Below are 26067 nucleotides of genomic sequence, written 5' to 3'. Positions count from 1 at the left end.
CGGCCGTCAAAAAAATCTAGAAACGCGGCAATTCAGGAAACGGCATCTTGCCTTTGTGAACATGTAATCGTCCCAATTCGGCACAACGATGCAAATGCGGGAAGACCTTGCCCGGATTCAGCAAATGATCAGCATCAAAGGCGCATTTCAGCCGCTGTTGCTGTTTCATGTCATCTTCGGTGAACTGAATCCCCATAAGGTCACGTTTTTCAACGCCGACCCCATGCTCGCCGGTTAAAACGCCGCCCATCTCGACACAAGCACGCAGAATATCGGCACCAAAATCTTCGGCCCGCTGTAATTCACCCGGCTGGTTGGCATCAAACAGGATCAGCGGGTGAAGATTGCCATCACCGGCATGAAACACATTGGCAACGCGCAGGCCGTATTTCTGGCTAAGCGACGACATCCGCACCATCATATCCGGCAAGCGGCGCCGCGGAATTGTGCCATCCATACACAGATAATCAGGCGAAATGCGCCCAACCGCCGGAAAGGCCGATTTGCGACCAGCCCAGAACAGGTTTCGCTCTTCTTCGGAGTTACTAATTTTCAATGATGAGGCACCGGCGTCATCCATAACCTTGGCAACGCGGTCAATCAATGTATTCACCTCAACCTCGGGGCCATCAAGCTCGATTATCAACAAAGCAGCCGCGGCGCGCGGATAGCCTGCATTGACGAAATCTTCAGCAGCGTTAATCGCCAGCCCATCCATCATTTCCATGCCCGCCGGAATAATGCCAGCCCCGATCACGTCACCAACCGCCTTCGCCGCAGATCCGGTATCGTCAAAGCCAACAAGAAGAGCACGCTGGGTCGCCGGTTTTTGCAAAATCCGCAATGTTACTTCGCTCACAATGCCAAGCAACCCTTCAGACCCGGTCATGACGCCCATCAAATCATAATCACCAGCGTCAAGATGTTTGCCGCCAAGCCGCAAAATCTCGCCCTCAATGGTTACCAGCTCAATTCCCAGCAGATTATTTGTCGTCAGGCCATATTTCAGACAATGCACACCGCCCGAATTTTCCGCCACATTACCGCCTACCGAACAGGCAATCTGGCTAGATGGATCGGGCGCATAATAAAACCCGTCAGCCTGCACCGCATGCGTAATCGCCAGATTGGTCACGCCCGGTTGGGCGACAACACAGCGATTGGCATAGTCAATATCGAGAATCCGGTTAAATTTACCCAAACCGATTAGCACCGCATCAGCCAACGGCAAGGCACCGCCAGACAGTGATGTTCCAGATCCGCGCGGCACCACCTTGATGCCTTCGCCATGACAATATTTCATGACGGCGGCAATCTGTTCAACCGTTTCAGGCAACACCACAGCCAACGGCAACTGGCGATAGGCAGACAGACCATCAGCGTCATAAGCCCGCCGACCCTCAATCGAATCGATCACGCAATCAGCGGCAACCAAATTGCAGAGGTCACGGCAAATATCGGCGCGGCGGTCAAGTACCGCCTGATCTGGTTCTGGCATCTGCATAATATGCTCCTCAGTCTCGATATCCCCACATAAATGCTGACTTTAATGGTTTGAATTGCCCACCCTGACAGCCACCCTGACAGCCACCATGATGATGGTGTAACCATAATGCCGGTCAGCCAATAGCGGCGCAATCGGAAATTCGGGCAAAAGAAACGGCCGGAAAACCCGACCGTGCCTTACAACTTCTTAAAATTTTGACAATCGTTCGGCGCAGCGCGCCCGCCAAAACCTTAACCCTGACGAGCCTTTAGGCGCGGGTTCTTTTTATTGATGACATATAGCCGGCCACGACGACGTACCACCTGACAGTTACGGTCGCGCGATTTCAGCGTTTTGAGTGAACTTACAACTTTCATAATTTGGGGCTCCCAAATCGGCGGCCAATGGCCTAAATGCTTAATAACGAGCGCGGAACCTAACACCAGCGAGGCCGAAGGTCAATCCTTGGATAACGCTTTTTCTTCACGCTGTCTCGATCTTTCACGATGCGTCGACCTAGCCTGCCACAACACCGGTTCCGCGCAGACCGCAATAGCCGTTTGGCACTTTGTGAAGATACTGCTGATGATAGTCTTCGGCATAATAAAAATGACTATTTACCGCAATTTCGGTGGTGATCTGCCCGAATCCGGCCTTGGCCAATGCTCTTTGATAACGATCCGCACTTTCCGTGACGATTGCAAGCTCTGTCTCTTGCGTCACAAAGATTGCAGACCGATATTGTGTGCCGCGGTCATTACCCTGCCGAAACCCTTGCGTCGGGTCATGTGCCTGCCAAAACACTGTTAATATTTGGGCAAGGCTTAGCTTGGCCGGATCATACACAACGAGCACGGCTTCGGTATGACCGGTTTGCCCGCTGCAGGTTTCCTCATAAGTCGGATTTGGCGTCACCCCGCCAGCATAGCCAACCGCAGTCACATAGACACCCGGCAACTTCCAGAAAAGCCGCTCCGCGCCCCAGAAACAGCCAAGACCAAGCGTGATCGATTGAAACCCCGCTGGCACGGGCCCGATAAGCGGCGTGCCAAGAACCGCATGATTTCCACCTGCCAAAACAGCCGTGGTGCGCCCCGCCAGTGCCTCATCGGCACGCGGCAGACGCGTTTTAAATGGATTATCGAAAAACATCACACCTATCTCCATGACAATTCAGGCAAAGGGTCTCCATGACAATTCTGCCAAAGGGATTTTGCCAGAGGCGATTAGTCGATATTCATTAATCGGTATTCATTAATCGGTATTTAGCGCCTCAACCCCCGGCAAACGCTTGCCCTCTAACCATTCAAGAAAGGCACCGCCAGCAGTCGATACATAAGAGAATTGGTCATTCACACCCGCATTTGCAAGCGCTGCCATCGTATCACCGCCGCCAGCAACACTCATGACACCATCTTTTTGCGTTCGCAGCGCAACCGCACGCGCCAGCGCCGTCGTTGCAGTATCGAAAGGCGGAATTTCAAACGCTCCCATCGGCCCGTTCCAGACAATGGTTGAACATTGATCAAGAAAATCCGTTGCCTCCTTTACCGATTGCGGGCCGGCATCCAAAATCATTTCCGCGCCGCCCACATCGTCAATGCCGGTAATCCGGTGAGCGGCACCAAGCTTGAATTCAACCGCCACAACAACGTCCTCGGGCAATATAATCCGGCAATTATGCGCTGCGGCAACATCCATGATGCGCTGCGCTGTCTCGACCATATCAGGCTCAGCAAGCGAGGCACCGATTGATTTCCCAGCCAATAGTAGAAACGTGTTTGCCATGCCGCCGCCAAGCACCAGTCCTTCAACCTTAGTCACAAGATTTTCCAACAGCGCCAGCTTTGACGAAACTTTTGCCCCGCCAACCACCGCGCCAAGCGGGCGTACCGGCGATGACAAGGCCGCATTCAACGCCTCTAGTTCGGCCGCAAATGAACGTCCCGCCGCAGCCTCCATCAAACGTGGCAAGGCATCAACCGACGCATGCGCCCGGTGCGCACAAGAAAACGCATCACCGACATAAAGATCGCCCAGCGCGGCGAGACGCTTGGCAAATTCCAAATCATTCGCCTCTTCCTCGGGATAAAAGCGCAGGTTTTCCATCATCAAGAGTTCACCATTACCCAGCGCCGCCACCGCCCGCTGGCCGCCCGGGCCAATAACATCGCTTTCAACATGAACTGGCTGACCAAGGATGCCGGCGATTGATTGTGCCACCGGCCGCACTGTCAATGCGGGCACAAATTGGCCCTTTGGACGGCCAAAATGCGTCAGAACAACAACTTTCGCGCCGCGCTCAAGCAGCGATTTCACCCCGGGCATCACACGGCGAATCCGCGTATCGTCGCTGACGACGCCATCAGCAAGCGGAACATTGACATCGAGCCGCAGCAAAACGGTTTTGCCAGCAACATCAAGCTGGTCTGCAAATCGGAAGTGAGCCGCCATGATCGCCAACCCTTGTTATAATTTTTTTTGAGCGTCTTTAAGTGATAAGCTTAGGAATTACCCAATGTGAGGGCGAAATGCAAGTTCACTTGGCAGCAGGGTTAACCGGTTCCGGCCTTAACCTGCCCCCGTCCCCCCTCACGTGACGAATGGCAATCTATACCCAGCGCAGCGTTCAGCGCGCCCCCCGACACGGTTTTACCGGCAGCTTGCTAAATTTTTGTCCTGTATTAAGATGCGGCCGTCCGGACCCCTCCTGCATTTACCAAAAAGGACAGCCGCGATGGCCGAAACCTCTGGCACGTCTTTAGCACCCCAAAAAACCCGTTCGGCGCGCGCCGAATTCTGGGCAGGTGTGCGCGACGAAACACCATTGATGTTTGGTGTCATCCCCTTTGGCCTTGTTTTTGGTGTTTTAGGGGTTGAAAGCGGGCTATCTGCCTTGCAAACAATTTTGCTGTCATCAATCCTTTTTGGCGGTGCCAGTCAGGTTGTATTCGCCCAGCTTTGGGCGGCCGGTGTACCAGCTTTTATCGTCGGGGGATCAGTTTGCGTCATCAATATGCGCCACCTCCTCTACAGCGCATCAATGGCAATCTATCTGCGCCCATTGCCGCTACGCTGGCGGATATTGCTGGGTTATTTACTTACCGATGAAGCCTTTGCCATTTCAATCAGGCGGTTCCAACATCAGCCGCCGAGCCCGTTTCAGCATTTTCACCTTCTTGGCAGCGGCCTGCTGTTATGGACAGGCTGGCAAATATCGACAATTTTTGGCGTTGTCGTTGGCGAGACCATCCCCGAATCATGGTCGCTATCCTTTGCCATTCCACTGACCTTTATCGCCGTCGTTGCGCCAATCCTAAAATCACGTTCTGACCTTGTCGCCGCCGTTACCGCTGGCAGTCTTGCCATGATTGGCCAGCCATTGCCGTGGAATTCTTGGCTGTTGCTGGCCGCGATTGGCGGGATTCTGGCTGGCTGGCTCGTTCATTATTTCAACCAGCCCGCAGGAGACGCAGCATGATCTGGCTGGTGATGATTGCGGCGGGATTATTTACCTTTGCGACCCGGTTTATCATGCTGAGCAATATTATCAGCAATCGGCCACCGCCTTGGCTTGCCGACGCATTGGGTTTCGTTCCGATTGCCGTATTAACTGCGATAATTGTGCCGGCGGTACTGATTGATCCGGCCAGCCAGACGATTGCGCTTGGCGATAACCCGCGTTTATTTGCCGCCATCTTGGCAATTGTCACCGCCCTTGTCACGCGCCAAGTGATCACCACAATCGGCGTTGGACTTGCCGCGCTATGGTTGCTGCAATGGCTAATGTGATCAGCAGTTGCCAAGCCATTGGCTGGCGCCACCCAAGGACAACAGTCTAGGCTTTTATCCCGCTGTCGGTGGCGAGCTGATCACAGATTTTTGCCATTTCCAGATCAAGCGCGGTAATGCCCCGAACAGAATGGGTCGCCCAGCGAATTGTGACCTGACGATACCGGTTGTGAAATTCGGGATGATGGTTCGCACGCTCGGCCATCAAGGCAACCCGCCCCATAAATCCAAAAGCAGCGTTAAAATCTTTAAAGGTATAATTTTTTTCAATGACTTGCGGCAACACATCTTCAGGCGTTAATTGCCAGTCTTTCAAAGGCACCAGGCCAGCAATAATTGCCGACCGGTCAAGCGGTTCATTTTTCATAGACTGGCCCTTTCTTTAAAAACCGGCTGGCTGCCTCACCGTTGCAATATAGCGAAAACTGCCTAAAGTTTCACCCATGTCGAAAACTTTATTGATCATTGCCCATACACCATCGCCAAACACTGCCGCGCTTGCAAAGGCCGGCATTGCCGCCTGTCGCGGCTATGATGACGATGACGATAATAGTGATGTTGAAACGCGCTGCCTATCGCCGTTTGATGTCACCAGCACTGACCTTGCAACCGCTGACGGCGTGATCATCGGCACGACCGAGAATATTGGCTATATGGCGGGTGCCACCAAAGATATGTTTGATCGCTGTTATAATGACTGGCTGGATCGCACCAACGGCAAGCCAGTTGCAATCTATATTCGCGCCGGACTGGATGGCACCGCAACAAAGCGGGCGCTGACCAGCATTTCTGGCGCGCTTGGCTGGCGGCTGGTTGCAGACGTATTAATCTTACATGGCGACTGGAATGAGGGGTTTTGCCAAGAGGTTGCTAATCTGTGCCTTGGCATGGCTGCCGGGCTGGATGCAGGCATTTTTTAAGATTTAAGAGCCAATACTTGGCGGTACATCTGGCCTGGCCGGGGCGCCACCTAGTCCGTCGGTTAAGCTGCTAGTGGGTTTTTGGCATTTTCATGTCATGCGGCGGCACTTTTTTCAAATCTGACGGGCGTTTTGCAAGGCCGCTGATCGTTATTTTTCCGGCTGATTGAAACACCAGCGTAATATCGTATTTCTGATCAATGTTTAGCGGCGCCTTCAGACCTATCAGCATCACATGATAGCCACCAGGTGCCAGCTGGATGCGCGCACCAGCCGGTATATCAATCCCGCCATCAACGGCGCGCATTATCATCACACCATCGGTCATTGTCATGCTGTGTAATTCCGTTTTGCGCGCAAGGTCGCTTTCTACCCCGACCAGCCGGTCCGGATTGGTGCCATGGTTGCTGATCTCTATATAGGCAGCACTGCTTGGCATCGAACCGACGGTAGCGCGAAACTGCAATGGCCCAAACATCAGATCAGCAGCCAGTGCTGATTGCGTCATTGCCAGCATCATCAAAACAATGCCAAAGGCGCGCGAAATGCCCAGAAGTTTCATATTATTTGCCGCCATTTTGTTCGCACCAGATAGATTATCAGCCGGTATTTTGCAGCCGTTTGACCTCATCAATCGTCGAGAGACCAAGCTGTGCCATAACATCGCGAACTTCTTCAAGCAATATTGACGCAGCATGTTCGCCGCCCTTATTGCCGAGTGCCGCCACAGCATACATAAAGCCGCGGCCGATCAGGGCAAAATCGGCACCAGCTGACAACACTCTTACCACATCAAGGCCTGACATAATGCCGCTATCGACAATTAACGGCACGTCTTTGCCAACCGCGGCACGAATAGCTGATAACTGCGCCAGTGGCGGCGGTGCTGCATCTAACTGGCGACCGCCATGGTTCGAGACCACAATTCCATCAATGCCCAGCTTGATTGCCCGCGCCGCGTCCTGACCGTGAAGCACACCTTTGAGATAAATTTCGCCATCCCATTGGGCACGAATTTCCGCAAGATAATCCCAATCAAGCGATCCATTTAATTGGTCGCCAATAAATTTGGTAATGCCCATTGCGCCATCGTTTTTCGCGTAGGGTTCCATATTCCGAAACCGTGCCCCGCCGTTTAGCAACGTCCGCACCGCCCATTCAGGCCGCATCAGGCTTTGCCAGATCACCCGCGGAGAAAAGGCTGAATTCCCGCGACTACCAAGCGGCGCGCCAGCGATCCGCATCCGCTCCCGCCGGCTCGGCGATGGCACATCAGCTGTAACCACTAATGTGGTATAGCCGCAGCCCTTGGCCCGGCGCAGCAAATCACGCATCAGGTCACGGTCGCGCGGCGCATATAGCTGAAACCACCCCATCTCACCGGCAGACTCTGCCAACATTTCGATGGACTCGCCGGCAACAGTGCTCAGCGTGTACGGAAAACCGTGTTTTTTTGCGGCGCGGCCGATGATCGATTCTGCGCCCGGCCAGATCAGCGACGACAATCCAATCGGCGCCGCACCAAATGGTGCCTTAAAGGTTCTTTTGCCAAGCTTGGTGGTTAAATCTGGATCAACCCGGCCCCGCATGAATTGGGGGGTAAGCTCAATCGAGTCGAGAAAGGCGCGGTTTTCATCTTTCGCCCGATCATGGCCGGTGCCCGAGTCCAGATAAGCAAAAACAAATTTTGGAATCCGCCTTGACGCTGGCACTCTAAGATCCGACAAACGCGGATATTTGTTCATCAAATCCATGTCTAGCTCGTCACCGCAATCAGGAATTGCAGGGTAAAAACACCTGCCATGTAAAAACCTGCCATGTAAAAAAATGCAAAAGCCCCTGCCAAGAGGGGCTTATAATTAGTTTGGTGATTTCAGATACGCGATCACATCGGCGATATCGCTGTCTTTTTTCAGACCGGCAAACGCCATTTTCGTACCTTTGAGATATGATTTTGGCTTTGCTAGGAAGCCGGCAAGTGTTGCCTCATCCCAAACAAGATCTGATCCAGCCATTGCTTTTGAATACTTATATCCCTCAACAGCACCTGCCTTGCGGCCGATAATATTGACCAGATGCGGGCCAGTTTTGTTCTTTTCTTGATCCACGTAATGACAGGCTTTGCATTTCCGAAACACTTTCTCACCTGCAGCCGCATCGCCAGCCATTGCTGGTGCTGCCATCATAAACCCTGCTATTGCCACCGCAGCGAAAACGTAATTTTTCATAAAACCCTCTTTTGCTCTGAATAATTTCGCTGAATGTGTTTACAAGGTTTGCCCAAGATACACAATAACCTGCGCCATCTTGCCGCGACCCTAAATTTCCACCAAACTATTGCAAGTTTCTGTTGTTCTGGTAAGCAGCGTGAGGTCAAGCGTATATCAAACGGCAATTTTTTAATCCGTGAGGCAATTCATGTCACCCAAAGCCAAACGCTTATCAATCATTGCAATGATTGCAGCTCTCGTTGGTATTGCCGCCATGCTGGTTCTTGGCGCATTGCGGGATAATATCGTGTTTTTCTATACCCCAACCGAAATCAACAGCGCGGGAACCAAAGCGGGGCAAGCCCTCAGGCTAGGCGGATTGGTCAAGGATGGCAGCGTTAAAATTGACGGGCTGCAATCTGTTTTCACCGTCACCGACGGATCAACTGATATCACCGTTCGCTATGATAATGCGCTGCCAAGTCTGTTTCGTGAGGGTCAGGGCGTTGTCGCCGAAGGATCGCTGATGAACGGCCAGTTTATCGCGACCAACGTGCTGGCGAAACATGATGAGAATTATATGCCTGCCGAGGTTGCCAAAAAACTGAAAGATACTGGCGTCTGGAAGGGCGGTAAAGCTGATTAGGGACGATCACCTGTCGGGATTTTTGTCAAGATTCTGCCGGTCATCAGCGGTTTGGGGAAGTTCATCTTCTGGCGGCTGGGCTATGGCCGCGGTCGCTGGCATCGGGCTTGAGGTGATGACGTCAACCGATTGGACATTTTCGCGGTAAAGCGTGTAAAGGCCGCCTGCCAGAATCAGCAAGATACCGATCATCACCATCTGATCAGGCCATTCATCCCAAATCAGAATGCCCCAAACTACACCAAGCGGTATCGCCACATATTCAAATGGCGCAATCACCGACGCCTCGACCGATCGGTAGGCGTTTGACGACGCAAAGGACAATAACAGAACCGAAAAGCTGCAAATGACAAGATAGCCCATGTGCGTTGCCGACATCATTGACGGAGCGCGCAAAAGAAAATCAACCGTTGGGTTTCCCGAGTTATCAACCGGCCAGATCATGTTCACACCCATAAAGCCGAGCCCGACCACAAGATAGCAAATATGCTGAGTGCCAATCATCCCTGCCAGATTGCCGACTGCCTTTAGCCGTCGTGTCCATATCTGAAACGCGGCATAGCTAAAGGCCGACATTACAACGAACAATGTCTCAACCTGAAACTGCACCCCACCCGGCCGGATAATGAATAAAACCCCAGCCATGCCAGCCGATACCGCCGCCAACCGATGAAAGCCGATTTTTTCACCTAAAAACGGCACGGACAGGATTGTGATGATCATTGGTGAGACAAAGAAGATCGCAATCACATTGGCCAGTGGCAACGTGCCAAGCGAGACAAAAAATAACACCATGGCCAGCACAAGACACATACCGCGCCCAAAAAACAGCCAAAAAACCTTGGCCGGAAGGGCCAGCATCGCACCTATGCTATGGCTAAATAACCCAAGCGCCACCAGCGCCATTCCGGCACGCAAAGCGACCAATTGACCAAGCGACACATCACCGCTCATTAATTTGAACAACGCGTCATTTAGCGGGATGATCCCCATCGCCAAAGCCAGCACAGCCAGCGCAAAATAGGGCGTCGAGATACGATCAGTGATCATCTTCATTCGTCGCCCTCCGGTGGTTTGGTGCCATGGGGATGTCAGCCAGAGGTAAGTCTAAATAATGATCCTGCCCGATAACCGCCTAAACTCCGCTTATCAGGAAATGTCATACCTTGCAATGAAATGCCGAAATGAAGCGCAGCTGCCAACTTTGTTGGGGGTTGTATTCAAATTATTAATGGGTCAGTCTGAGACCGTTGCTGAGGCCTGTAATTTGCAGAAAATCTTGGCATGATGAGAGGCGCAAAACCATGTCGAACATAGGTCAGAATTTTATTGCAGGCACTTGGTGCAATGGGCAAGACAATGTCGCAAATATTAACCCATCTGACGTCACTGATCTGATTGGCCATTATGCGCAGGCAAGCCGTGATCAGTTGGACAGCGCCCTTGATTCGGCAAAAACCGCTCAGAAAAAATGGGCCGCTACCGGTCTTGAGGCACGCCAGACAATATTGATGAATATCGGTAATGAGCTGATGGAGCGCCGCGTTGAGCTTGGCACGCTGCTTAGCCGCGAAGAAGGCAAGCCACTTGCCGAGGGGGTTGGCGAAATCTATCGGGCGGGTCAGTTCTTTACCTATTACGCCGCCGAAATTTTGCGCCAGATCGGCGATACCGCCGACAGCGTACGCGATGGAATCGAAATTGATGTGCGGCGCGAACCTGTGGGTGTGGTCGCTATTATCAGCCCGTGGAATTTCCCGACAGCAACCGCCGTTTGGAAAATTGCGCCGGCTTTGGCCTTTGGCAACGCCGTAATCTGGAAGCCAGCAAATCTGGTACCAGCCTCCGCGGTTGCGTTGACCGAAATTATTGCGCGTCAGGATATCCCGCACGGGTTGTTCAATCTGGTGATGGGCGCCGGTGGCAGCATCGGACAATCACTTATCGAAAGCCCTGCGATTGATGCGATCAGCTTTACCGGTTCGCTGGAAGTTGGCAAACAAATTGCCGTCGCGGCGGTAGGCAATTTGACCAAGATACAGATGGAAATGGGATCAAAAAATGCCCTTGCCATTATGGATGATGGTGATCTTGATATTGCAGTTGCAACCGCGCTTGGCGGCGCATTTGGCGGCACTGGTCAAAAATGCACCGCCTCTTCGCGCCTCGTTGTGCATGATGCCGTTCATGATGAATTTGTCGAACGGCTGGTTGCGGCCGCATCGGCCATGAAGGTTGGTCACGCGCTTGCCGACGGCACCCAGATCGGCCCCGTGGTCAGCGCCGGACAATTACAGGAAAACCTGCAATGGATTGATGTCGCAAAGCAGGAAGGCGGCGAAATTCTGTGTGGCGGCGAGCAGGTTAGCCGTGATGATGATGGCTATTACATGACACCGGCCGTCGTCGCCGGCACAAAAAATCACTGGCGCATAAACCGTGAAGAGATGTTTGCCCCGGTCGCTGCTGTGATCAGGGTCGGGTCGTATGATGAGGCGCTGGAGGTCGTAAACGACACTGATTTTGGCCTGACATCGGGGATCATCACGCGTTCGCTGGCGCGGGCAACGCATTTCCGCCGCAATGCGCAAACTGGCGTTGTCACGATTAACCTGCCAACTGCAGGTACCGATTATCATGTGCCATTCGGCGGACGCGGCAACAGCTCGTACGGCCCGCGCGAACAGGGCGGTTATGCCAAGGAATTTTATACCATTGTAAAGACGAGCTATATTGCCGCTGGCAAGCCGGAATAATCTGATGCATCTTATCGACAATCTGCAATATGCCAATTGGTCAGAAAAAATCTTCAAGCAAATGCGTGAAGGCGGCGTTGATGCGGTTCATGTTACAATTGCCTATCATGAGATGTTTCGTGAAACCGTGGCCAATGTCGAACAATGGAACCGGTGGTTTGAGCGCTATACTGAGCTGATTTTTCACGGGACTACCGGCGATGATGTGCGGCGCGCAAAACGCGAGGGCCGAACTGCGATCTTTTTCGGCTTTCAAAATCCCTCACCGATTGAGGATGACATTGGCCTCGTTGAAATCTGGCATAGCCTTGGCGTTCGCTTTATGCAACTGACCTATAATAATCAGTCACTGCTTGCGACTGGCTGTTATGAGGATGAGGATAGCGGCGTCACGCGCATGGGGCGGCAGGTCATAAAAGAGATGAACCGCGTTGGCATGGTCGTCGATATGAGCCATTCAGCCGAGCGATCGACATTAGATGCAATTGATATTTCCGAGCGGCCCGTTGCCATTACCCATGCCAACCCTTATTTCTGGCACCCGGCAAAGCGCAATAAATCTGATGATGTGCTTCGTGCCCTTGGACAATCTGGCGGTATGCTGGGCTTTTCATTATATCCGCATCACCTGAAAAACAAATCTGATTGCAGCCTCGAGAGCTTTTGCGAGATGATTGCACGCACCGCCGATTTAATGGGCATTGACAATATTGGCATCGGATCCGATCTTTGTCAGGATCAGCCTGACAGTATTGTTGAATGGATGCGCGTCGGTCGATGGACAAAGGAAATTGATTATGGCGAAGGCTCGGCCAGCGACGCCGGTTTTCCGCCAATGCCAAGCTGGTTTGAAGATAACCGGCATTTTGGTGCGATTACCGCAGGTTTGGAAAAATATGGTTTTTCCAAAGACGACACCGCCGCCGTTATGGGAGAGAATTGGCTGCGGTTCTATGATGAAAATTTTGGCCCGCAGACACCTTGAAAATTTATCTGCAGTCACGCGGTTAGAGTAATGTAAATGATGAAAACATCAGATTTGAAAAACGGGGCATCAGGCACATCAACTGCCGCTAACAAGGCTATCCCCCTGCGTCCGGCCGCACAGATTATGACGCTGGCACGCATCGGATCATTTCATCAGAGCCGCCTCAGCTTTATGCGGGTTCTCTTGCGCCGTCTCAAGGCTGAAAACTGGCAGTTTAAGCGTAGCCGCTGGAACATTGATCAGCATGGGGTCGGCGTTGCCACTTATGAGGCTATTGGCCCCGAGCGCAGCTATACATTGGTTGCTTTTGCGCATGATTTACCTGCTGAGAAACGCTCGGATCGGGTCATCGCCGAGGCGTGGGACGCAACCTTCACCCTGCATGATGGCGTCATCAGCGACCTTGACATCCAAAGGCTGCAGCAAAATGTGCCACTGCAAGAGGCCGGACGTATTTCGGATGGTGAATTTGTCCTATCGCGGGCAAACCGGTCGGTTCGACTGTTTGATTATGTGCGTGACTGCCTTGCCGCAGGGACGCAGCCCAACCCCGAAAAAATTGAGCCGATTGGCTATCTAATGCGGACAACGGCGGTTTATGGATCGGGGAAATTTGGCGCGGCTGACCGTGATATCTGGGCAAACCGGCCTGAATTTTCCGGCTCGTTCCAGCCTGAATTGCTGGCGGTCTGGCTAATCCGGTCATTTACCATTGATATTGTCGAACATATGGCCGCGGCAAAATCGCCTGAAACCGCGGTGAAACTAAATCTGGATATTCGCCGCCGCATTGGCGTTGGCAATTCCACCGGTCTTGGCATGGCGCCGTTTCTGATCAATCATCCCTCGCTTATTCATGCATGGATCAATGCGCGTGAAACAGCGCTAGCGCGGGTACGCGCCCTTGGGGCAAGCGATCAGGCTGGTCTAGATCGGTTTTTGACGATGGTCGCAAAAGCCGCCAAAAATGCCAATGAATGGACAACGGACAGCCCGTATCAGCGCGCCAAGACCGAGGGTTTGCGTGATGATCTTGTGCGACTGGACGGTTTTGTGCGCACGCTTGATGCCAGCATCAACCAGCCTTGGGATCAAATCTATCGCTGGGGCGAAGCCAACCTCAGCCTTGAGGGTCAGGAACAGCTGGTATCACTGCTGCTTGAGGATCACGGCTCCTTAATTGATGATCTGGCCGCAGGTATGGCGGCTGATGAGGCAGCGCATTTCCGCATCGACGGATCAATGCGGCTTGTCGAACTTCGGCGGATGATGGGCAGTATCTATGGCTGGACGAACCGCATTGATTATGCCCGGAATGACGCGTTGGCGCGGGTCTGGTATGTGTCCGAAGAAAAGCTGGAACCGCGGCTGGGCGAGAGGTTCGAAGAACCGATTGAGCCTTATGAACAGCCGCTAGCACCTGGGCGTGATGCGGTTTTAGCAATGCAGGCAATCGATCAATGGATCCGCCAAGACAGCACATCTGGCGATGATACGGTCGCTATGTTCCTGTTAAAACATCCCGAACACCGGCATATTGTGCGCCGCACCCAAACGGTCTTTGCCCTGCCTTATGCCGAAATTCAGGATAACACCATCTCGGCAGAAATGCAGCCAATTGACCTGCTGCGCTGCAAATTGTCATTTTTTGGCGCTTCAAAGTTCGACCCGCGTTCTGACCGGTGGCTGCGCATTACCATGTATCAGGGCGCGCCTTTTCCGGACGAGTTGAGCCAGCTTGATCCCGATATTCTGTTTTATCCCCCCCTTGGCCATAATAGCGCACCGAGCCAAAGCACCGTATGAGTTGGTCGCTTGGTGAAATTGGCGCGCTTTCCACCAAGGCTGCACGTGGCTGCGGTATGGATTGGGGGCTGGCGGACGAAGCCGGATATGCGGTGAAATGGTTGCAACGACACCAATTGCCCGGCATTGCTGCCTTGTGCCGTTATTTAAGCTGGCGGCAAACCGGCGAGATTACAGCATGGCCGGATGTGACTGGTGATCAGGGGCATTATTGTCCGATTGCCACCGGCGCCGCCTATGGTGATGGCCTCTTTGGCGATGAGGTAGAGTTCAGCCGTATGCGAACACCGTTGTTGCTGATCCCGTTTATTGCACTTCGCGCGGACATAACGCCAATTACAATATCGCTTGAGACTGTGGTTTTCAGCCTAAGCCAAGACGGATTTGCCTATTCGGGCAACGACACTGCCATTTTAACGGCCGCATCGCATTGCCGGATTTCAACGAAGATTGATCACATGCCGCCGCTGACCCGCATTAGCGACACCGATTTACCCCGCGTTCCAGAAACGGCGGCCGCTTGTGTCACGGTTTTAAACAGCTTTGCCAAAAACACCTATGCACCAGCAACCGAGGCGTCGCGCCTTGCCGGTGCCGGTGCAGGTTTAAGTGATAATGACTAAAGCCAGCCGGTTAGACGATCCCGCTGATGGTTTTGATTTCAAGAAATTCTTCAATGCCCCAAAAACCGCCCTCACGGCCAACGCCTGATTGTTTATAGCCGCCAAACGGGCTGCCCGCAGCCCGCGAGGCACCGTTCACCTGAATCATCCCCGCCCGCAATCTAGCCGCGACGCGGCGCGCACGATCCATATCTCCGGTCTGAATATAGGCAGCCAGACCGTATGGTGTATCATTGGCCATGGCAATCGCCTCTTCCTCGGTGTCAAACGGCATCATTGCTAAAACCGGGCCAAAGATTTCCTCACGAATAATGGTCATTTCCGGTGTTGCGTCGGCAAAAACAGTTGGCTTTACAAACCAGCCACGATTCATCCCTTCTGGGCGTCCAACACCGCCGGCCGCCAGCCTTGCGCCTTCATCAATGCCCGACTGGATTAATTTCTGCACCTTGTCAAATTGTGCCTCAGATACCAATGGGCCAATGTGATTGCCTGAATTAGACGGCAGGTCAACCTTGGTGGCTGCCGCCTCAGACGCAGCAAACTCAACCGCCTGATCATAGACATTACGCTGCACCAGCATCCGCGTTGCGGCGTTACAGGACTGGCCAGTATTGTTAAAGCAAAAAGCCGCGCCACGGCGCACCGCCGCCTCAACATCGCAATCATCAAACACCAGATTTGGCGATTTTCCACCAAGCTCCAGCGACACGGTTTTCACTGTATCAGCCGCGGCCTTGCTGATCAGAACGCCAGCCCTTGTCGATCCGGTAAAGGATACAACATCAATATCGGAATGCGATGACAAGATTGTACCAACGCCGACGCCATCGCCATTAACCATGTTAAAGACACCCGCAGGCAGACCAGCCTCATGCACCATCTCGGCAAATAGAATGCTGGACATTGGTGCGATTTCGGATGGTTTCAACACCATTGTACAGCCCGCCGCCAGCGCCGCGCCAACCTTTAGCACAACTTGGTTCATCGGCCAGTTCCAAGGCGTGATCAATGCCGCAACACCGGCAGCCTCATAGGCAATATCCTGACCCACGACACCATCACGCAACGGCCGCTGAAATTCCAATGCACCCAACGCACGTATGAATGACTTGAGGTGGCTGATCCCTGCCCCGGCCTGATCACTGACCGCCATATCAATCGGCGCACCCATTTCCGTCGAGATCACGGCGCCCATTTCAGCATGCCGTGACGTGTAAACCGCAAGCAGCCTTTGCAGATAATCTGCACGTTCCGCAGGACTGGTCATCGACCATGTTGGAAAGGCTGCCTTGGCGGCAGCAATCGCCGCTTTGGCATCTTCGGCGCCGCCAATGGTGATTGTGGCAAATGCCTCTTCGGTGGCTGGATTAAGGACAGGGAAAGAGCGCCCATCCAGTGATGGCATCCACGCCCCATTGATATAAAATTCTGTTTTATCTAGCATAAAGCCTCCAATGGCTTGGGTTCCGTCCGCCCTATCAAGGCCGCACCCAACAATCATATATAGCGAAAGGCGCGCAGATCACCCTATCATGCGAACAGCGGCCAAATTGCACATAGTCAGCATCTCTTGTCAAGTAACCGGCAGGGACTGATCAGATCGCCATTTTGTTAATTTGCCCGCTTACCACGCTCGGCAAGATAGATGCCACCAAGCACCATCGCCAAAGCTATCAGATGATAAAGGTAAAGACGTTCCGGCAAGATCATAACTGCCAGAAACGCCGCGAATACCGGCACCAAATTAACGTATAATCCAGCGCGGTTTGCATCGGTCAATTCGACTCCACGCATAAAAAATGTCTGCGCCAAAATTGTTGGAAAAACCGCCGAATAGATCAGTAGCAGCCCGCCCTTAAAGCCGGGCAAAACCAGATCACCACGCGCATATTCGGCAATACTGAACAGGCTGCAGGTAAAAAACGCACAGAACGCAAAAAAGCACAACATAATGACCGGCGGCATATCCAATCGCCGCGACAGGCCCAGCGTGTAGGCACCATAGCAAAAGCAGGCAACAACCATCATCAAATCGCCAATATTGAACTGCAGCGCCAATATCGTTGCAATGCTGCCAGCACTGACCAGAACCAGAATCCCCATTAATGACGAACAAAGCCCAAAAAATTGCAGCCAGCCAATCCGCGTCTGGAACATCAACCAGCCAAACAGCATAACAAAGGCCGGAATGCCGCCTTGCATAATGCCAAGATTGACCGCCGTGGTATATTGCGCGGCATAAACAAGCAGCAGGCTAAACCCGGCAAGGCCAACACCGCCCATGCCAAAAACCCAACGCCAATTATCTAAAACCAGCGGTAGGTAACGCCTTACGCTGTGGTGAAACACCAGCACAAGAATGATAAAAGCGACAAGCCAGCGCGATTGCATGAGCAGGACAGGCGAAATCTCGCCCACCGACATACGCAATGCCACCGCATGGCCTGCCCACATCAAGGTTGCCATCGTCAACACCGTATGGGCGCTGTTCCAAAAACGGTCAAACAGCCCCAAACCAGCTCCTCCTTGTCACGACCCGGCCATAGGGCTAGCCTAGCCTTGCGGCGACGGCGCCAAATTCGTCAAGTGCCCCCTCAATACGGTCAAACATATCGCCAATTTCTACATCTGAAATGATCAAAGGTGGGCAAAAACCGACAATATCACCGGGTAGCGCGCGAAGAATTACGCCATGTTTTTGAATGGCAGCAACCGCCTGTGCGGCGATCTTATGCGCCGGATCAAATTTTTTACCGCTATGTTTATCGGCGGCAAATTCCATCGCACCGATCAAACCGATTGACCGTAGATTGCCAATAAAATCAAACCGCGCAAGCCGCTCAATCCGAGCTTTGAATTGCGGCGCAATGCTGCGGACATGACCAACAATATCACGTTCCTGCATCAATTGCTGGGCACGAAGTGCCACCGCTGCACAGACTGGATGCGCCGAATAGGTGTAGCCATGCCCAAAAATACCCAGTGTTTCAGCCTGTTTGGCGATCGGCGCATAGACTTTTTCCGACAGCATCACCGCCGAAATTGGCAAATAGGCAGATGACAGCGCCTTGGCGCAGGTCAGCATATCGGGGCGCACATCCATCGTTTGCGACCCCCACATATTTCCAGTACGCCCAAAGCCGCAAATCACCTCATCCGCAACCAGCAGAACATCATATTTCGTTAAAACTGCACGGATCTTTTCAAAATAGGTTCGCGGCGGAATAATCACCCCGCCAGCCCCCATCACCGGTTCGGCAAATAACGCGCCAACTGTATCGGGCCCCTCATTCAGGATAAGCTCTTCCAAATCTGCCGCGCAGCGACTGGCGAAATCTTCTTCGCTTTCACCAACAGCAGCCCCATTATAAAAATCGGGCGCGGTGGTATGTTTGACAAAATCCAGCGGCAGGCCAAATCCATCCTGCGCATAGGCCAGCGCTGTCATGCTTGCCGCCGCCATGGTGACGCCATGATAGCCTTTTTTGCGACTGATAATCTTGCGCTTTTCCGGCCGCCCAAGCGCTGCGTTATAATACCAGACCATTTTCATCGCGGTATCATTAGCCTCGGACCCAGAAGCCGCAAAAAACACCTTGCTCATCACGCTGTCGCCGCCCGCCGGCGGTGCGTTGGCAATCAGCATTTCAGCAAGATCAATCGCCGGATTGACCGTTTTACCGGCAAAGCTGTGATAGAATGGCAGCTTTTTAAACTGCGCCATTGCAGCATCAATCAATTCAGGCTCGGAAAACCCCAGCGATGTGCACCACAGCCCACTCATGCCCTCATAAAATCGGCTTCCAGTCTCATCGATAACAAAAACCCCATTGCCCTCGGCCATGATATGCGGCCCGGCATCACCAAGAACTGCCGGATTAGTGTAGGGATGCATATGAAACGCGATGTCACGGCTTGCCGGCGAATTACCAGCAATCACCTGATCAGATGGGGGGGGGGGGTGTGTCATTTTTCAGGTCCTTATTCTTAAGTGACGATAAACCGCCAGTAACCGGCGCTCCATCTCTTGATCTATATCTAACAGATTTTGATCTCTAGCAACCGGCTCTTGGCATTTACCTAAACGTGCTGTCCACCATTCACATGAATTTCGGCGCCATTCAAATAATGTGCCTGATCACTACAAAGGAAAAATACCGTATCGGCAACCTCATCTGCACTGCCAAACCGGCCAAGCGGTATCTGCGGCAAGATCGTGGCCTCACTATCAGGTGATAGAATATCAGTTTTAATTTCACCTGGCGCAATCGCATTCACCCGAATACCGAGCCTGCCAAAATCAGACGCCATTTCGCGCGTTAGCGCACTAAGCGCGGCCTTTGATGTGGCATAGGCAGACCCAGCAAATTCATGCACCCGGCTGCCGGCGATTGATGTTACATTAACGATTGAGCCTCGCCCCTGGCGCAGCGGATCACACAGTCTTTGCGCCAGCATAACCGGTGCAAACACATTAACCTGATAGACGTGCTGCCACAAATCTAGCGGCGTTTGGTGGCAATCAAGCCTGCTGCCTTTCGACGTTTTGGGCGAAATTGCCGCATTATTCACCAGCGCATGAAGCGGCTTGCCATCGAGGCGTGTAAGCAATTCTGCCGCACCGCGCCCGACATCATCAGGTGATGATAGATCAATCTGCAAGTGATCCTCCGGCCCGGCCTCCCATGGACAATTTTCCGGAAACCCGTGGCGCGAACAGGTAATCACCCGCCACCCAGCGCCCGAAAAACGCTTGACGGTTGCATGACCAATGCCCCTGCTTGCCCCGGTTAGCACCAGAATTTTCCGATCATCCATTGATGATGAACCCCTTTTTCATCTGTCTTATACGCATCGGTTTTGCAACGTCACGGCCAGAAAAACAAGTGGCACCAAAAGAGGCTTCAGTTCTCGCAACCTCATCTACGCAAGGTAATTAGCTGCTGGTGATCCCACGCAAACGCTCAGACCGCCGCCGCAGCAATTCCAGAACAGTAAGCAAAATAATCGACAGAATCACCAATAATGTCGCAACCGCCAAAATCGTCGGGCTGATCTGCTCGCGGATACCCGACCACATCTGGCGCGGGATTGTGCGCTGCTCGGGACTGGCGAGAAACAAGACCGCAACCACCTCATCAAACGACGTGATAAAGGCAAATAATCCGCCCGAAACCACCCCGGGGATGATCAGCGGCATCTGCACCTTGCGGAACGTTGTCACCGCACCCGCACCAAGCGACTGTGACGCGCGCACCAGTGATTTATCAAAACCGACCAGCGTTGCGGTAACCGTAATGATTACAAAGGGCGTTCCTAGCACCGCATGCGCCATAATCACGCCAAGATAAGTCTGGCTTAACTGGACTTGCGAGTAGAAATAAAACATCCCAGCTGCAGTAATCACCAAAGGCACGATCATCGGCGAAATGAGAATTGACATGATCAAGCGGCGATAGGGCATTTCGGACCGGCTAAGGCCAATCGCCGCCAATGTACCAAGCGCCGTTGACAGCAAGGTCGCGCAAATTCCAATGAAAAAACTGTTGCGAATAGCGCGCATCCACTGGCCATTATTCCATGTATCAGAAAGCCACGCCCAGCTAAACGGCGCGTCAGGCGCACCCATACCGTTCCGCAGAATATCTTCATACCACCGTAGCGAATAGGCATTAGGATCAAAGCTCAGCATGCCCTCGGTAAAGCTGAAATAGGGTTCTACATTGAATGACAGCGGCAAAACCACAAGGATCGGCAGAATCAAAAACAAAAAGATCAGCCCGCAAATCACGCGAAATGTGTAATGCCAAATATATTCACCAGTACTGGTATAGGGGGGAAGTTTTGCCATTATTTTACCCCAGCTTCATATTATCGATACCGATAACTCGGTCATAAGCCCAATAGAGCAATAGAACACCCGCCAACAATATGCCACCAAGCGCAGCCGCCAAAGACCAGTTTAGCGATTTCTGCATATGATAGGCGATCATGTTCGAGATCAACTGGCCATCCTGACCGCCAACCAGCGCTGGCGTGATGTAATAGCCGATTGCAAGAATAAACACGAGCAACCCACCTGCACCAATGCCCGGTATCGTCTGTGGCATATAGACCTTGATAAACGCCTTCGTCGGCGTCGCCCCAAGCGAACGTGCGGCCCGCATATATGATGGCGGGATTGTTTTCATCACCGAATAAAGCGGCAGGATCATGAAAGGCAGCAGAATATGCGTCATCGCAACGATTGTGCCAGTCATATTATAGATCAGCGAAAAGCGCGCATCATCGGCAGTTATGCCAACATATACCAGTAAATCATTGATAACGCCCTGTGATTGCAAAAGCGCAATCCACGCCGTTGTCCGCACCAGAAGCGAGGTCCAGAACGGTAACAGCACCATAATCATCAACAGATTAGACGTGCGTAGCGGCAAAGTTGCCAGCAGATAGGCCACCGGATACCCAAGCAAAAGACACAAGCCCATAACCGTTCCGGAAATCATCATTGTGCGCCAGAATAGTTGCACATAAATCTGCCGGTTTTCATCTTGGCTGATAAAACCCTGATCAACGGTATAACGTCCATCTAGCGCGGTCGCATAAAAGCCGGGGGTTAGATCCTGCGAGGTGATTTTCATCGCCCGCCAGACTTCGATATTATCCCATTTCTTGTTGGTTTTGATCACACTGTCTTTGAATGGCGCCTCTAGCTTTTTGGCTTTGCGCGCCGTGCTGGTAAATAGCGATCTTGTTCCGGGATATTCCTGATTGACCCGTGTTGCGATCCGGCCAATGGTTCGCTCGGCGCGCGCGGTTTCCAGATCGGTGACAAGCGCTGCATACATCGCCTCATCAGGATCGGACATACCATCCCAGAGCTTTAACTGCGCTGTTAAATTTGGCGTGTAGGATGAAAATGTGTCGTTATAGACCCCTTGCCACATCAACGCGATAATCGGAATCACAAAACTGGCCATCACAAAGGCAAATAACGGCAACACAAGAGAAACAGCGCGCACCCGACTGCGGAATAGCGCCTGCGCCAGCTTTTTCTTCAGCGGCGTTCCATCTGCGGCCGTAATTGGCTCAAGCTGGACTGTTTGACTATCTGCCATGGTCAAAATAGATCTCGTTTAAAATGGAAAAATAAATGCGACCACATGATGCATTTCATGTGATCGCAAAAGTCTTTGGCCTTACTTCGCTAACCAAGCATTAAAACGCTCGTTCAGCTGGTCGGCATTATCCGCCCAGAACTCAAAATCGTTTTGCAACGCATTTTTGAAGTTAGCAGGCGCTGTTGGCATGTGGCTAGCCATTTTGATGCTAGGATCGGCATGGAATGTTCCAATTCTTGCAACAGATGACGCTCTTGCTGGACCATACGAAATCCATGATGCCTGTGCAGCTAGCTGCTCAGTTGCGGTTGAAAAAGCAAGGAAATCAAGAGCGGCTTCTTTGTTCTTTGAGCCTTTTGGAATAACCCAGAGGTCAAGGTCATAGATTTGACCATCCCAAACCATTTCAAATGACTGGCCTTCAGCATTCTTGGCGTTAAAGACGCGACCGTTCCACGCAGTTGAGAATACAACTTCGCCATCAGCAAGCAGCTGTGGTGGCTGGGCGCCGGCTTCCCACCAGACAATGTCATCTTTGATTGTGTCTAGTTTAGCAAATGCGCGGGCCACACCCTCTTCAGTTCCAAGAACATCATAGACCTGGCTAACTGGCACGCCATCAGCAATCAAGGCAAATTCCAGGGTCACTTTTGGAGATTTGCGCATACCGCGCTTGCCCGGAAAAGCTGCGGTATTGAAGAAGTCAGCCATCTTTGTTGGCTTGTTCCAGTTCCGTGTTTTGCTTGAGTCGTAGGCATAAACTGATGACCAAACGATGTTGGCAACGGCACAATCATGCAAAGTGCCCGGCAGGAAGTCTTCGGTCGCTGGCGTTCCGTCTGGTGCAGGCGGCAGGATTGAATGGTCAATCTGCTCAAGCAGGCCTTCATCGCAGGCGCGGATAGCATCAGACAATTCAACGTCAACGATATCCCAAGTTACATTTCCAGACTCAACCTGTGCTTTGATCTCGGCAATACCCCCGCCGTAATCTTCAGATACGATTGATTTACCTGTCTTTGCCATCCACGGCTTGTGATAGGCCTCTACCTGTGACTTGGTGTAGGCACCGCCCCATGACACAACAGTCAAATCAGCGGCAATCGCAGCACTACTGACAAACGCCGACGCACTCGCAATGGCAATTATTTTCTTCGTTAATCCAGACATTATGTCCACTCCCTTTTGTTGTTCGTGCGTTTTGAGAGCCGCACCGCTCTTTTGTGCTAGCCACTACTCGTTTCCAAGGCAGCAAGCCATTATTGACTATCAGCATAGTCAAACTGGTTCTTTAAAATCAAGCGCGCGGCAATCATCGTTCTTCCAGCCAATCTGCAACGATGTTCCAATTTCCAGGCCAAGCTGACCTGAAGTATTTGGCACTTTAACAATAAACTGATCATCGCCTGCTACGTCCATGCGGCATCGGATATGATCACCAAGATAAATTAATTCTTCGATCCGCGCATCAAGTGTGCTGACTGCGGCAGATTTCCTCGTCGACACAATACAGCGCTCAGGGCGAACAGATAATGTCGTCCGGCTGCCAACCGCACCAATATTCACCGCAAGCGCCTTTACGATGTCCCCCGAGTCCAGCTTCACCGTCGCAATGTTTTTGCTGACCGACTGAACCGTGCCAAGCATCTGGTTATTCTCGCCGATGAATTGCGCGACAAAGGCATTTTCCGGCTTTTCATAAAGCGTTACCGGATCAGCAAGCTGTTGGATAATCCCATCGTCAAAAACTGCAATCCGGTTGGACATGGTCAAGGCTTCGGATTGGTCATGCGTCACATAAACAACGGTCACGCCCAGATTTTCGTGAATATGCTTGATCTCGTATTGCATATGCTCACGAAGCTGTTTGTCCAATGCGCCCAACGGCTCATCCATTAGCACCAGCTCAGGATTGAATACCAACGCACGCGCCAGCGCAATCCGCTGTTGCTGGCCACCCGACAGCTGTGCCGGTTTGCGGTCGATAAAGTTCAGCATCTGCACCATATCCAGCACGGCGCGCACTTTATCCTCAACCTCGGCCTTTGGCATCTTGCGCACATACAAAGGAAACGCCAGATTTTCGCCAACCGTCATATGCGGGAATAATGCATAGTTCTGAAACACCATACCAATACCGCGTTTATGCGGCGGTATATTGTTGATCGGGCGACCACCAAGCTCAATATCGCCATGCGTTGCAGTCTCAAAGCCGGCAAGCATCATCAGGCAGGTTGTTTTACCAGATCCGGACGGGCCGAGCATCGTCAGAAATTCGCCCGACGCAATGTCAAGATTTAGATTCTTAACGACGAGTGTTTCGCCGTCATAGCTCTTTTGGACCCCTTTGAAACTGACGAATGGGTCGTTCGCTTGCACCATGTTTTCCTACCCGGATTTTGCTTTTATTTATAGGTCAATAGATCAACGCCGAACCATTTCCCTTTTGCTGCAATAACTAAAACACCTGAGGGTTAGTTTTGCAACCGGAACCGACCAATTAAACCAAATTTACGACGAACCACAGTCTTTCATAACAACATGATGGAACAATTGCCTTTTTGATGTCGATTATGAGACTTTACCGCCGGTTATGGTGAATTCTTCCAATCAGATTTAGCAGGATTTGCGCCGCCAATGTGGTCGTGCTGCCAGTCTGGTCATAATCCGGCGCAACCTCGACAAGGTCGACGCCGATGACCGTTCCGCGTTTGGTCAAACCATCAAGAAATTCTAATATTTCATAATAGAAAAACCCGCCATGCGACGGCGTGCCGGTTCCCGGTGCAACCGATGGATCAAACCCGTCAATATCAATCGTCACGTAATAGCGGCCATTCGAAGGGATCCGGTCAAGCATGCCGGCCACACCCAGTTTGCGGAATTGCCGGACCGATTGAATGTCCGAGCCCATTTTCCGCGCATCTTCGTACCCGTCTTTTGCGGTCGACGACACATTACGGATGCCGATCTGCGACAGGCCAGTCACATAAGACTTTTCGGCTGCGCGGCGCATCGGGTTACCATGGCCGTATTTCACCCCGTGCCGTTCGTCAACAAAATCAAGATGCGCATCAATTTGCACAAGGTGAAACGGCTCTTCATCACTAAAGGCGTTAATACATGGGATATTGACCGAGTGATCACCGCCGAGCACCGCCGGTACCGCGCCAGCGGCTAGGATAGCGCGCACGCCGGCCTCAATATTTGCATGGCTTTTTATCGTGTCAGTGTGAACGATATCAGCGTCGCCAATATCAACAATACGCACCTGATCCGCCTGCAAATACGTTACATCATCTTCATGGTCATAGGCCCCTGCATGGCCAAATGAAAACAATGTTGATGCCTCGCGGATGCCGCGCGGACCAAACCTTGCGCCAGCCCGAAATTGCGTGCCAAAATCAAATGGCGCGCCAAGAATGGCAAAATCAGCATCAATCGATGACCAGTCAGGCTGATATGGATATTTGCCAAAACTGCATAATCCGACGAATGGCAAATTCAGCCGGCCTGTTTCGTACCCATGTCCTGACATTTAATAATCCCCCTATTATATGCTGAACAATTCAGCCTACGCTGAAACCTGTCCAGATCGAAATCGACACGATGGGCAAACGCTAATCCAAGCCCGAAAATTCTGCAAGCCGTCAGGTGGAAAACGCGATAAAGCCAAGACCCAAATAGCTGCGTTAAAGACGCCAAATTTAAGACGC

General features: G+C 52.2%; 26 protein-coding genes. 8 read left to right on the top strand and 18 right to left on the bottom strand.

From position 1 onward, the window contains the following. Positions 1-16 precede the first annotated feature (16 nt). The 4 genes from AB8881_11580 to pgk all read right to left on the bottom strand — a co-directional run bounded on the left by AB8881_11580 (position 17) and on the right by pgk (position 3940). Positions 17-1504 (bottom strand): FAD-linked oxidase C-terminal domain-containing protein, encoded by a 1488-nt coding sequence (locus tag AB8881_11580; protein ID XDZ63172.1) that lies wholly within the window; start codon positions 1502-1504, stop codon positions 17-19. Positions 1505-1737: 233 nt separating this feature from the next. After that, on the bottom strand, positions 1738-1863 hold the full coding sequence (gene ykgO / locus AB8881_11575; GenBank protein ID XDZ63171.1) for a type B 50S ribosomal protein L36: 126 nt from the start codon (positions 1861-1863) through the stop codon (positions 1738-1740). 139 nt (positions 1864-2002) lie between these two features. Beyond that, positions 2003-2638 (bottom strand): peptide-methionine (S)-S-oxide reductase MsrA, encoded by a 636-nt coding sequence (gene msrA, locus AB8881_11570; GenBank protein XDZ63170.1) that lies wholly within the window; start codon positions 2636-2638, stop codon positions 2003-2005. Positions 2639-2740: 102 nt separating this feature from the next. Continuing rightward, positions 2741-3940 carry a phosphoglycerate kinase gene (gene pgk, locus AB8881_11565; protein XDZ63169.1) on the bottom strand — a complete coding sequence of 400 codons (1200 nt, stop codon included), beginning with the start codon at positions 3938-3940 and terminating at the stop codon, positions 2741-2743. 283 nt (positions 3941-4223) lie between these two features. Between pgk and AB8881_11560 the strand changes: the two genes are divergently transcribed. Beyond that, positions 4224-4967: an AzlC family ABC transporter permease gene (locus AB8881_11560; GenBank protein ID XDZ63168.1), complete on the top strand. Its 744-nt coding sequence runs from the start codon at positions 4224-4226 to the stop codon at positions 4965-4967. Further along, complete coding sequence (locus AB8881_11555; protein ID XDZ63167.1) at positions 4964-5278, top strand: AzlD domain-containing protein; 315 nt, start codon at positions 4964-4966, stop codon at positions 5276-5278. The genes AB8881_11560 and AB8881_11555 overlap by 4 nt, the downstream gene beginning before the upstream one ends. A 46-nt stretch (positions 5279-5324) precedes the next feature. Here the strand turns inward: AB8881_11555 and AB8881_11550 are convergent, their stop codons facing one another. Further along, complete coding sequence (locus AB8881_11550) at positions 5325-5645, bottom strand: 4a-hydroxytetrahydrobiopterin dehydratase (protein ID XDZ63166.1); 321 nt, start codon at positions 5643-5645, stop codon at positions 5325-5327. 76 nt (positions 5646-5721) lie between these two features. Between AB8881_11550 and AB8881_11545 the strand changes: the two genes are divergently transcribed. After that, positions 5722-6198 (top strand): NAD(P)H-dependent oxidoreductase, encoded by a 477-nt coding sequence (locus tag AB8881_11545; GenBank protein XDZ63165.1) that lies wholly within the window; start codon positions 5722-5724, stop codon positions 6196-6198. A 70-nt stretch (positions 6199-6268) separates the two neighbouring features. Here the strand turns inward: AB8881_11545 and AB8881_11540 are convergent, their stop codons facing one another. The 3 genes from AB8881_11540 to AB8881_11530 form a co-directional block, all read right to left on the bottom strand. Beyond that, positions 6269-6760: a copper chaperone PCu(A)C gene (locus AB8881_11540; GenBank protein ID XDZ63164.1), complete on the bottom strand. Its 492-nt coding sequence runs from the start codon at positions 6758-6760 to the stop codon at positions 6269-6271. 37 nt (positions 6761-6797) lie between these two features. After that, the gene (locus tag AB8881_11535) at positions 6798-7952 is read right to left on the bottom strand and encodes an alpha-hydroxy acid oxidase (GenBank protein ID XDZ63163.1); all 1155 of its coding nucleotides are present in this window, start codon (positions 7950-7952) and stop codon (positions 6798-6800) included. A gap of 105 nt (positions 7953-8057) precedes the next feature. Next, complete coding sequence (locus AB8881_11530; GenBank protein XDZ63162.1) at positions 8058-8426, bottom strand: cytochrome c family protein; 369 nt, start codon at positions 8424-8426, stop codon at positions 8058-8060. A gap of 190 nt (positions 8427-8616) precedes the next feature. Here AB8881_11530 and ccmE point away from each other — a divergent pair, with 190 nt between their 5' ends. Continuing rightward, positions 8617-9054, top strand: coding sequence for a cytochrome c maturation protein CcmE (ccmE, locus tag AB8881_11525; protein ID XDZ63161.1), 438 nt, complete (start codon positions 8617-8619; stop codon positions 9052-9054). Positions 9055-9060: 6 nt separating this feature from the next. On the opposite strand, the gene AB8881_11520 is transcribed toward ccmE, so the two are convergent. Continuing rightward, a complete protein-coding gene (locus AB8881_11520; GenBank protein XDZ63160.1) occupies positions 9061-10110 on the bottom strand; it encodes a DMT family transporter in 1050 nt (349 codons plus the stop codon). 248 nt (positions 10111-10358) lie between these two features. On the opposite strand from AB8881_11520, the gene AB8881_11515 reads away from it, so the two are divergent. The 4 genes from AB8881_11515 to AB8881_11500 are packed head-to-tail and all read left to right on the top strand — an operon-like array spanning position 10359 to position 15227. Then, on the top strand, positions 10359-11810 hold the full coding sequence (locus AB8881_11515) for an aldehyde dehydrogenase family protein (GenBank protein XDZ63159.1): 1452 nt from the start codon (positions 10359-10361) through the stop codon (positions 11808-11810). A gap of 4 nt (positions 11811-11814) precedes the next feature. Beyond that, positions 11815-12795 (top strand): membrane dipeptidase, encoded by a 981-nt coding sequence (locus AB8881_11510; GenBank protein ID XDZ63158.1) that lies wholly within the window; start codon positions 11815-11817, stop codon positions 12793-12795. 36 nt (positions 12796-12831) lie between these two features. After that, the gene (locus AB8881_11505; GenBank protein XDZ63157.1) at positions 12832-14604 is read left to right on the top strand and encodes a hypothetical protein; all 1773 of its coding nucleotides are present in this window, start codon (positions 12832-12834) and stop codon (positions 14602-14604) included. After that, positions 14601-15227: a DUF3726 domain-containing protein gene (locus AB8881_11500; protein ID XDZ63156.1), complete on the top strand. Its 627-nt coding sequence runs from the start codon at positions 14601-14603 to the stop codon at positions 15225-15227. The genes AB8881_11505 and AB8881_11500 overlap by 4 nt, the downstream gene beginning before the upstream one ends. A gap of 10 nt (positions 15228-15237) precedes the next feature. On the opposite strand, the gene AB8881_11495 is transcribed toward AB8881_11500, so the two are convergent. The 9 genes from AB8881_11495 to speB form a co-directional block, all read right to left on the bottom strand. Then, a complete protein-coding gene (locus AB8881_11495; GenBank protein ID XDZ63155.1) occupies positions 15238-16674 on the bottom strand; it encodes an aldehyde dehydrogenase family protein in 1437 nt (478 codons plus the stop codon). 167 nt (positions 16675-16841) lie between these two features. Continuing rightward, positions 16842-17744 (bottom strand): DMT family transporter, encoded by a 903-nt coding sequence (locus AB8881_11490; protein ID XDZ63154.1) that lies wholly within the window; start codon positions 17742-17744, stop codon positions 16842-16844. 34 nt (positions 17745-17778) lie between these two features. Next, on the bottom strand, positions 17779-19200 hold the full coding sequence (locus tag AB8881_11485) for an aminotransferase (GenBank protein XDZ63153.1): 1422 nt from the start codon (positions 19198-19200) through the stop codon (positions 17779-17781). Positions 19201-19310: 110 nt separating this feature from the next. After that, positions 19311-20048, bottom strand: a complete 738-nt coding sequence (locus tag AB8881_11480; GenBank protein ID XDZ63152.1) for an SDR family NAD(P)-dependent oxidoreductase — start codon at positions 20046-20048, stop codon at positions 19311-19313. Between the two features lie 118 nt (positions 20049-20166). Further along, positions 20167-21081, bottom strand: a complete 915-nt coding sequence (locus AB8881_11475) for an ABC transporter permease (GenBank protein ID XDZ63151.1) — start codon at positions 21079-21081, stop codon at positions 20167-20169. 4 nt (positions 21082-21085) lie between these two features. Beyond that, on the bottom strand, positions 21086-22348 hold the full coding sequence (locus AB8881_11470) for an ABC transporter permease (protein ID XDZ63150.1): 1263 nt from the start codon (positions 22346-22348) through the stop codon (positions 21086-21088). 81 nt (positions 22349-22429) lie between these two features. After that, positions 22430-23521 (bottom strand): polyamine ABC transporter substrate-binding protein, encoded by a 1092-nt coding sequence (locus AB8881_11465; protein ID XDZ63149.1) that lies wholly within the window; start codon positions 23519-23521, stop codon positions 22430-22432. Positions 23522-23629: 108 nt separating this feature from the next. Further along, positions 23630-24733: an ABC transporter ATP-binding protein gene (locus AB8881_11460; GenBank protein ID XDZ63148.1), complete on the bottom strand. Its 1104-nt coding sequence runs from the start codon at positions 24731-24733 to the stop codon at positions 23630-23632. 199 nt (positions 24734-24932) lie between these two features. Further along, positions 24933-25889: an agmatinase gene (gene speB, locus AB8881_11455; protein ID XDZ63147.1), complete on the bottom strand. Its 957-nt coding sequence runs from the start codon at positions 25887-25889 to the stop codon at positions 24933-24935. Between the last annotated feature and the right edge of the window lie 178 nt (positions 25890-26067).

It is taken from the genome of Alphaproteobacteria bacterium LSUCC0396 (genome assembly GCA_041228345.1).
Classification (GTDB): domain Bacteria; phylum Pseudomonadota; class Alphaproteobacteria; order Puniceispirillales; family Puniceispirillaceae; genus UBA3439.
Note: the sequence above shows the minus strand (reverse complement) of the source record. Positions and strands in the feature narration are given on the sequence as shown.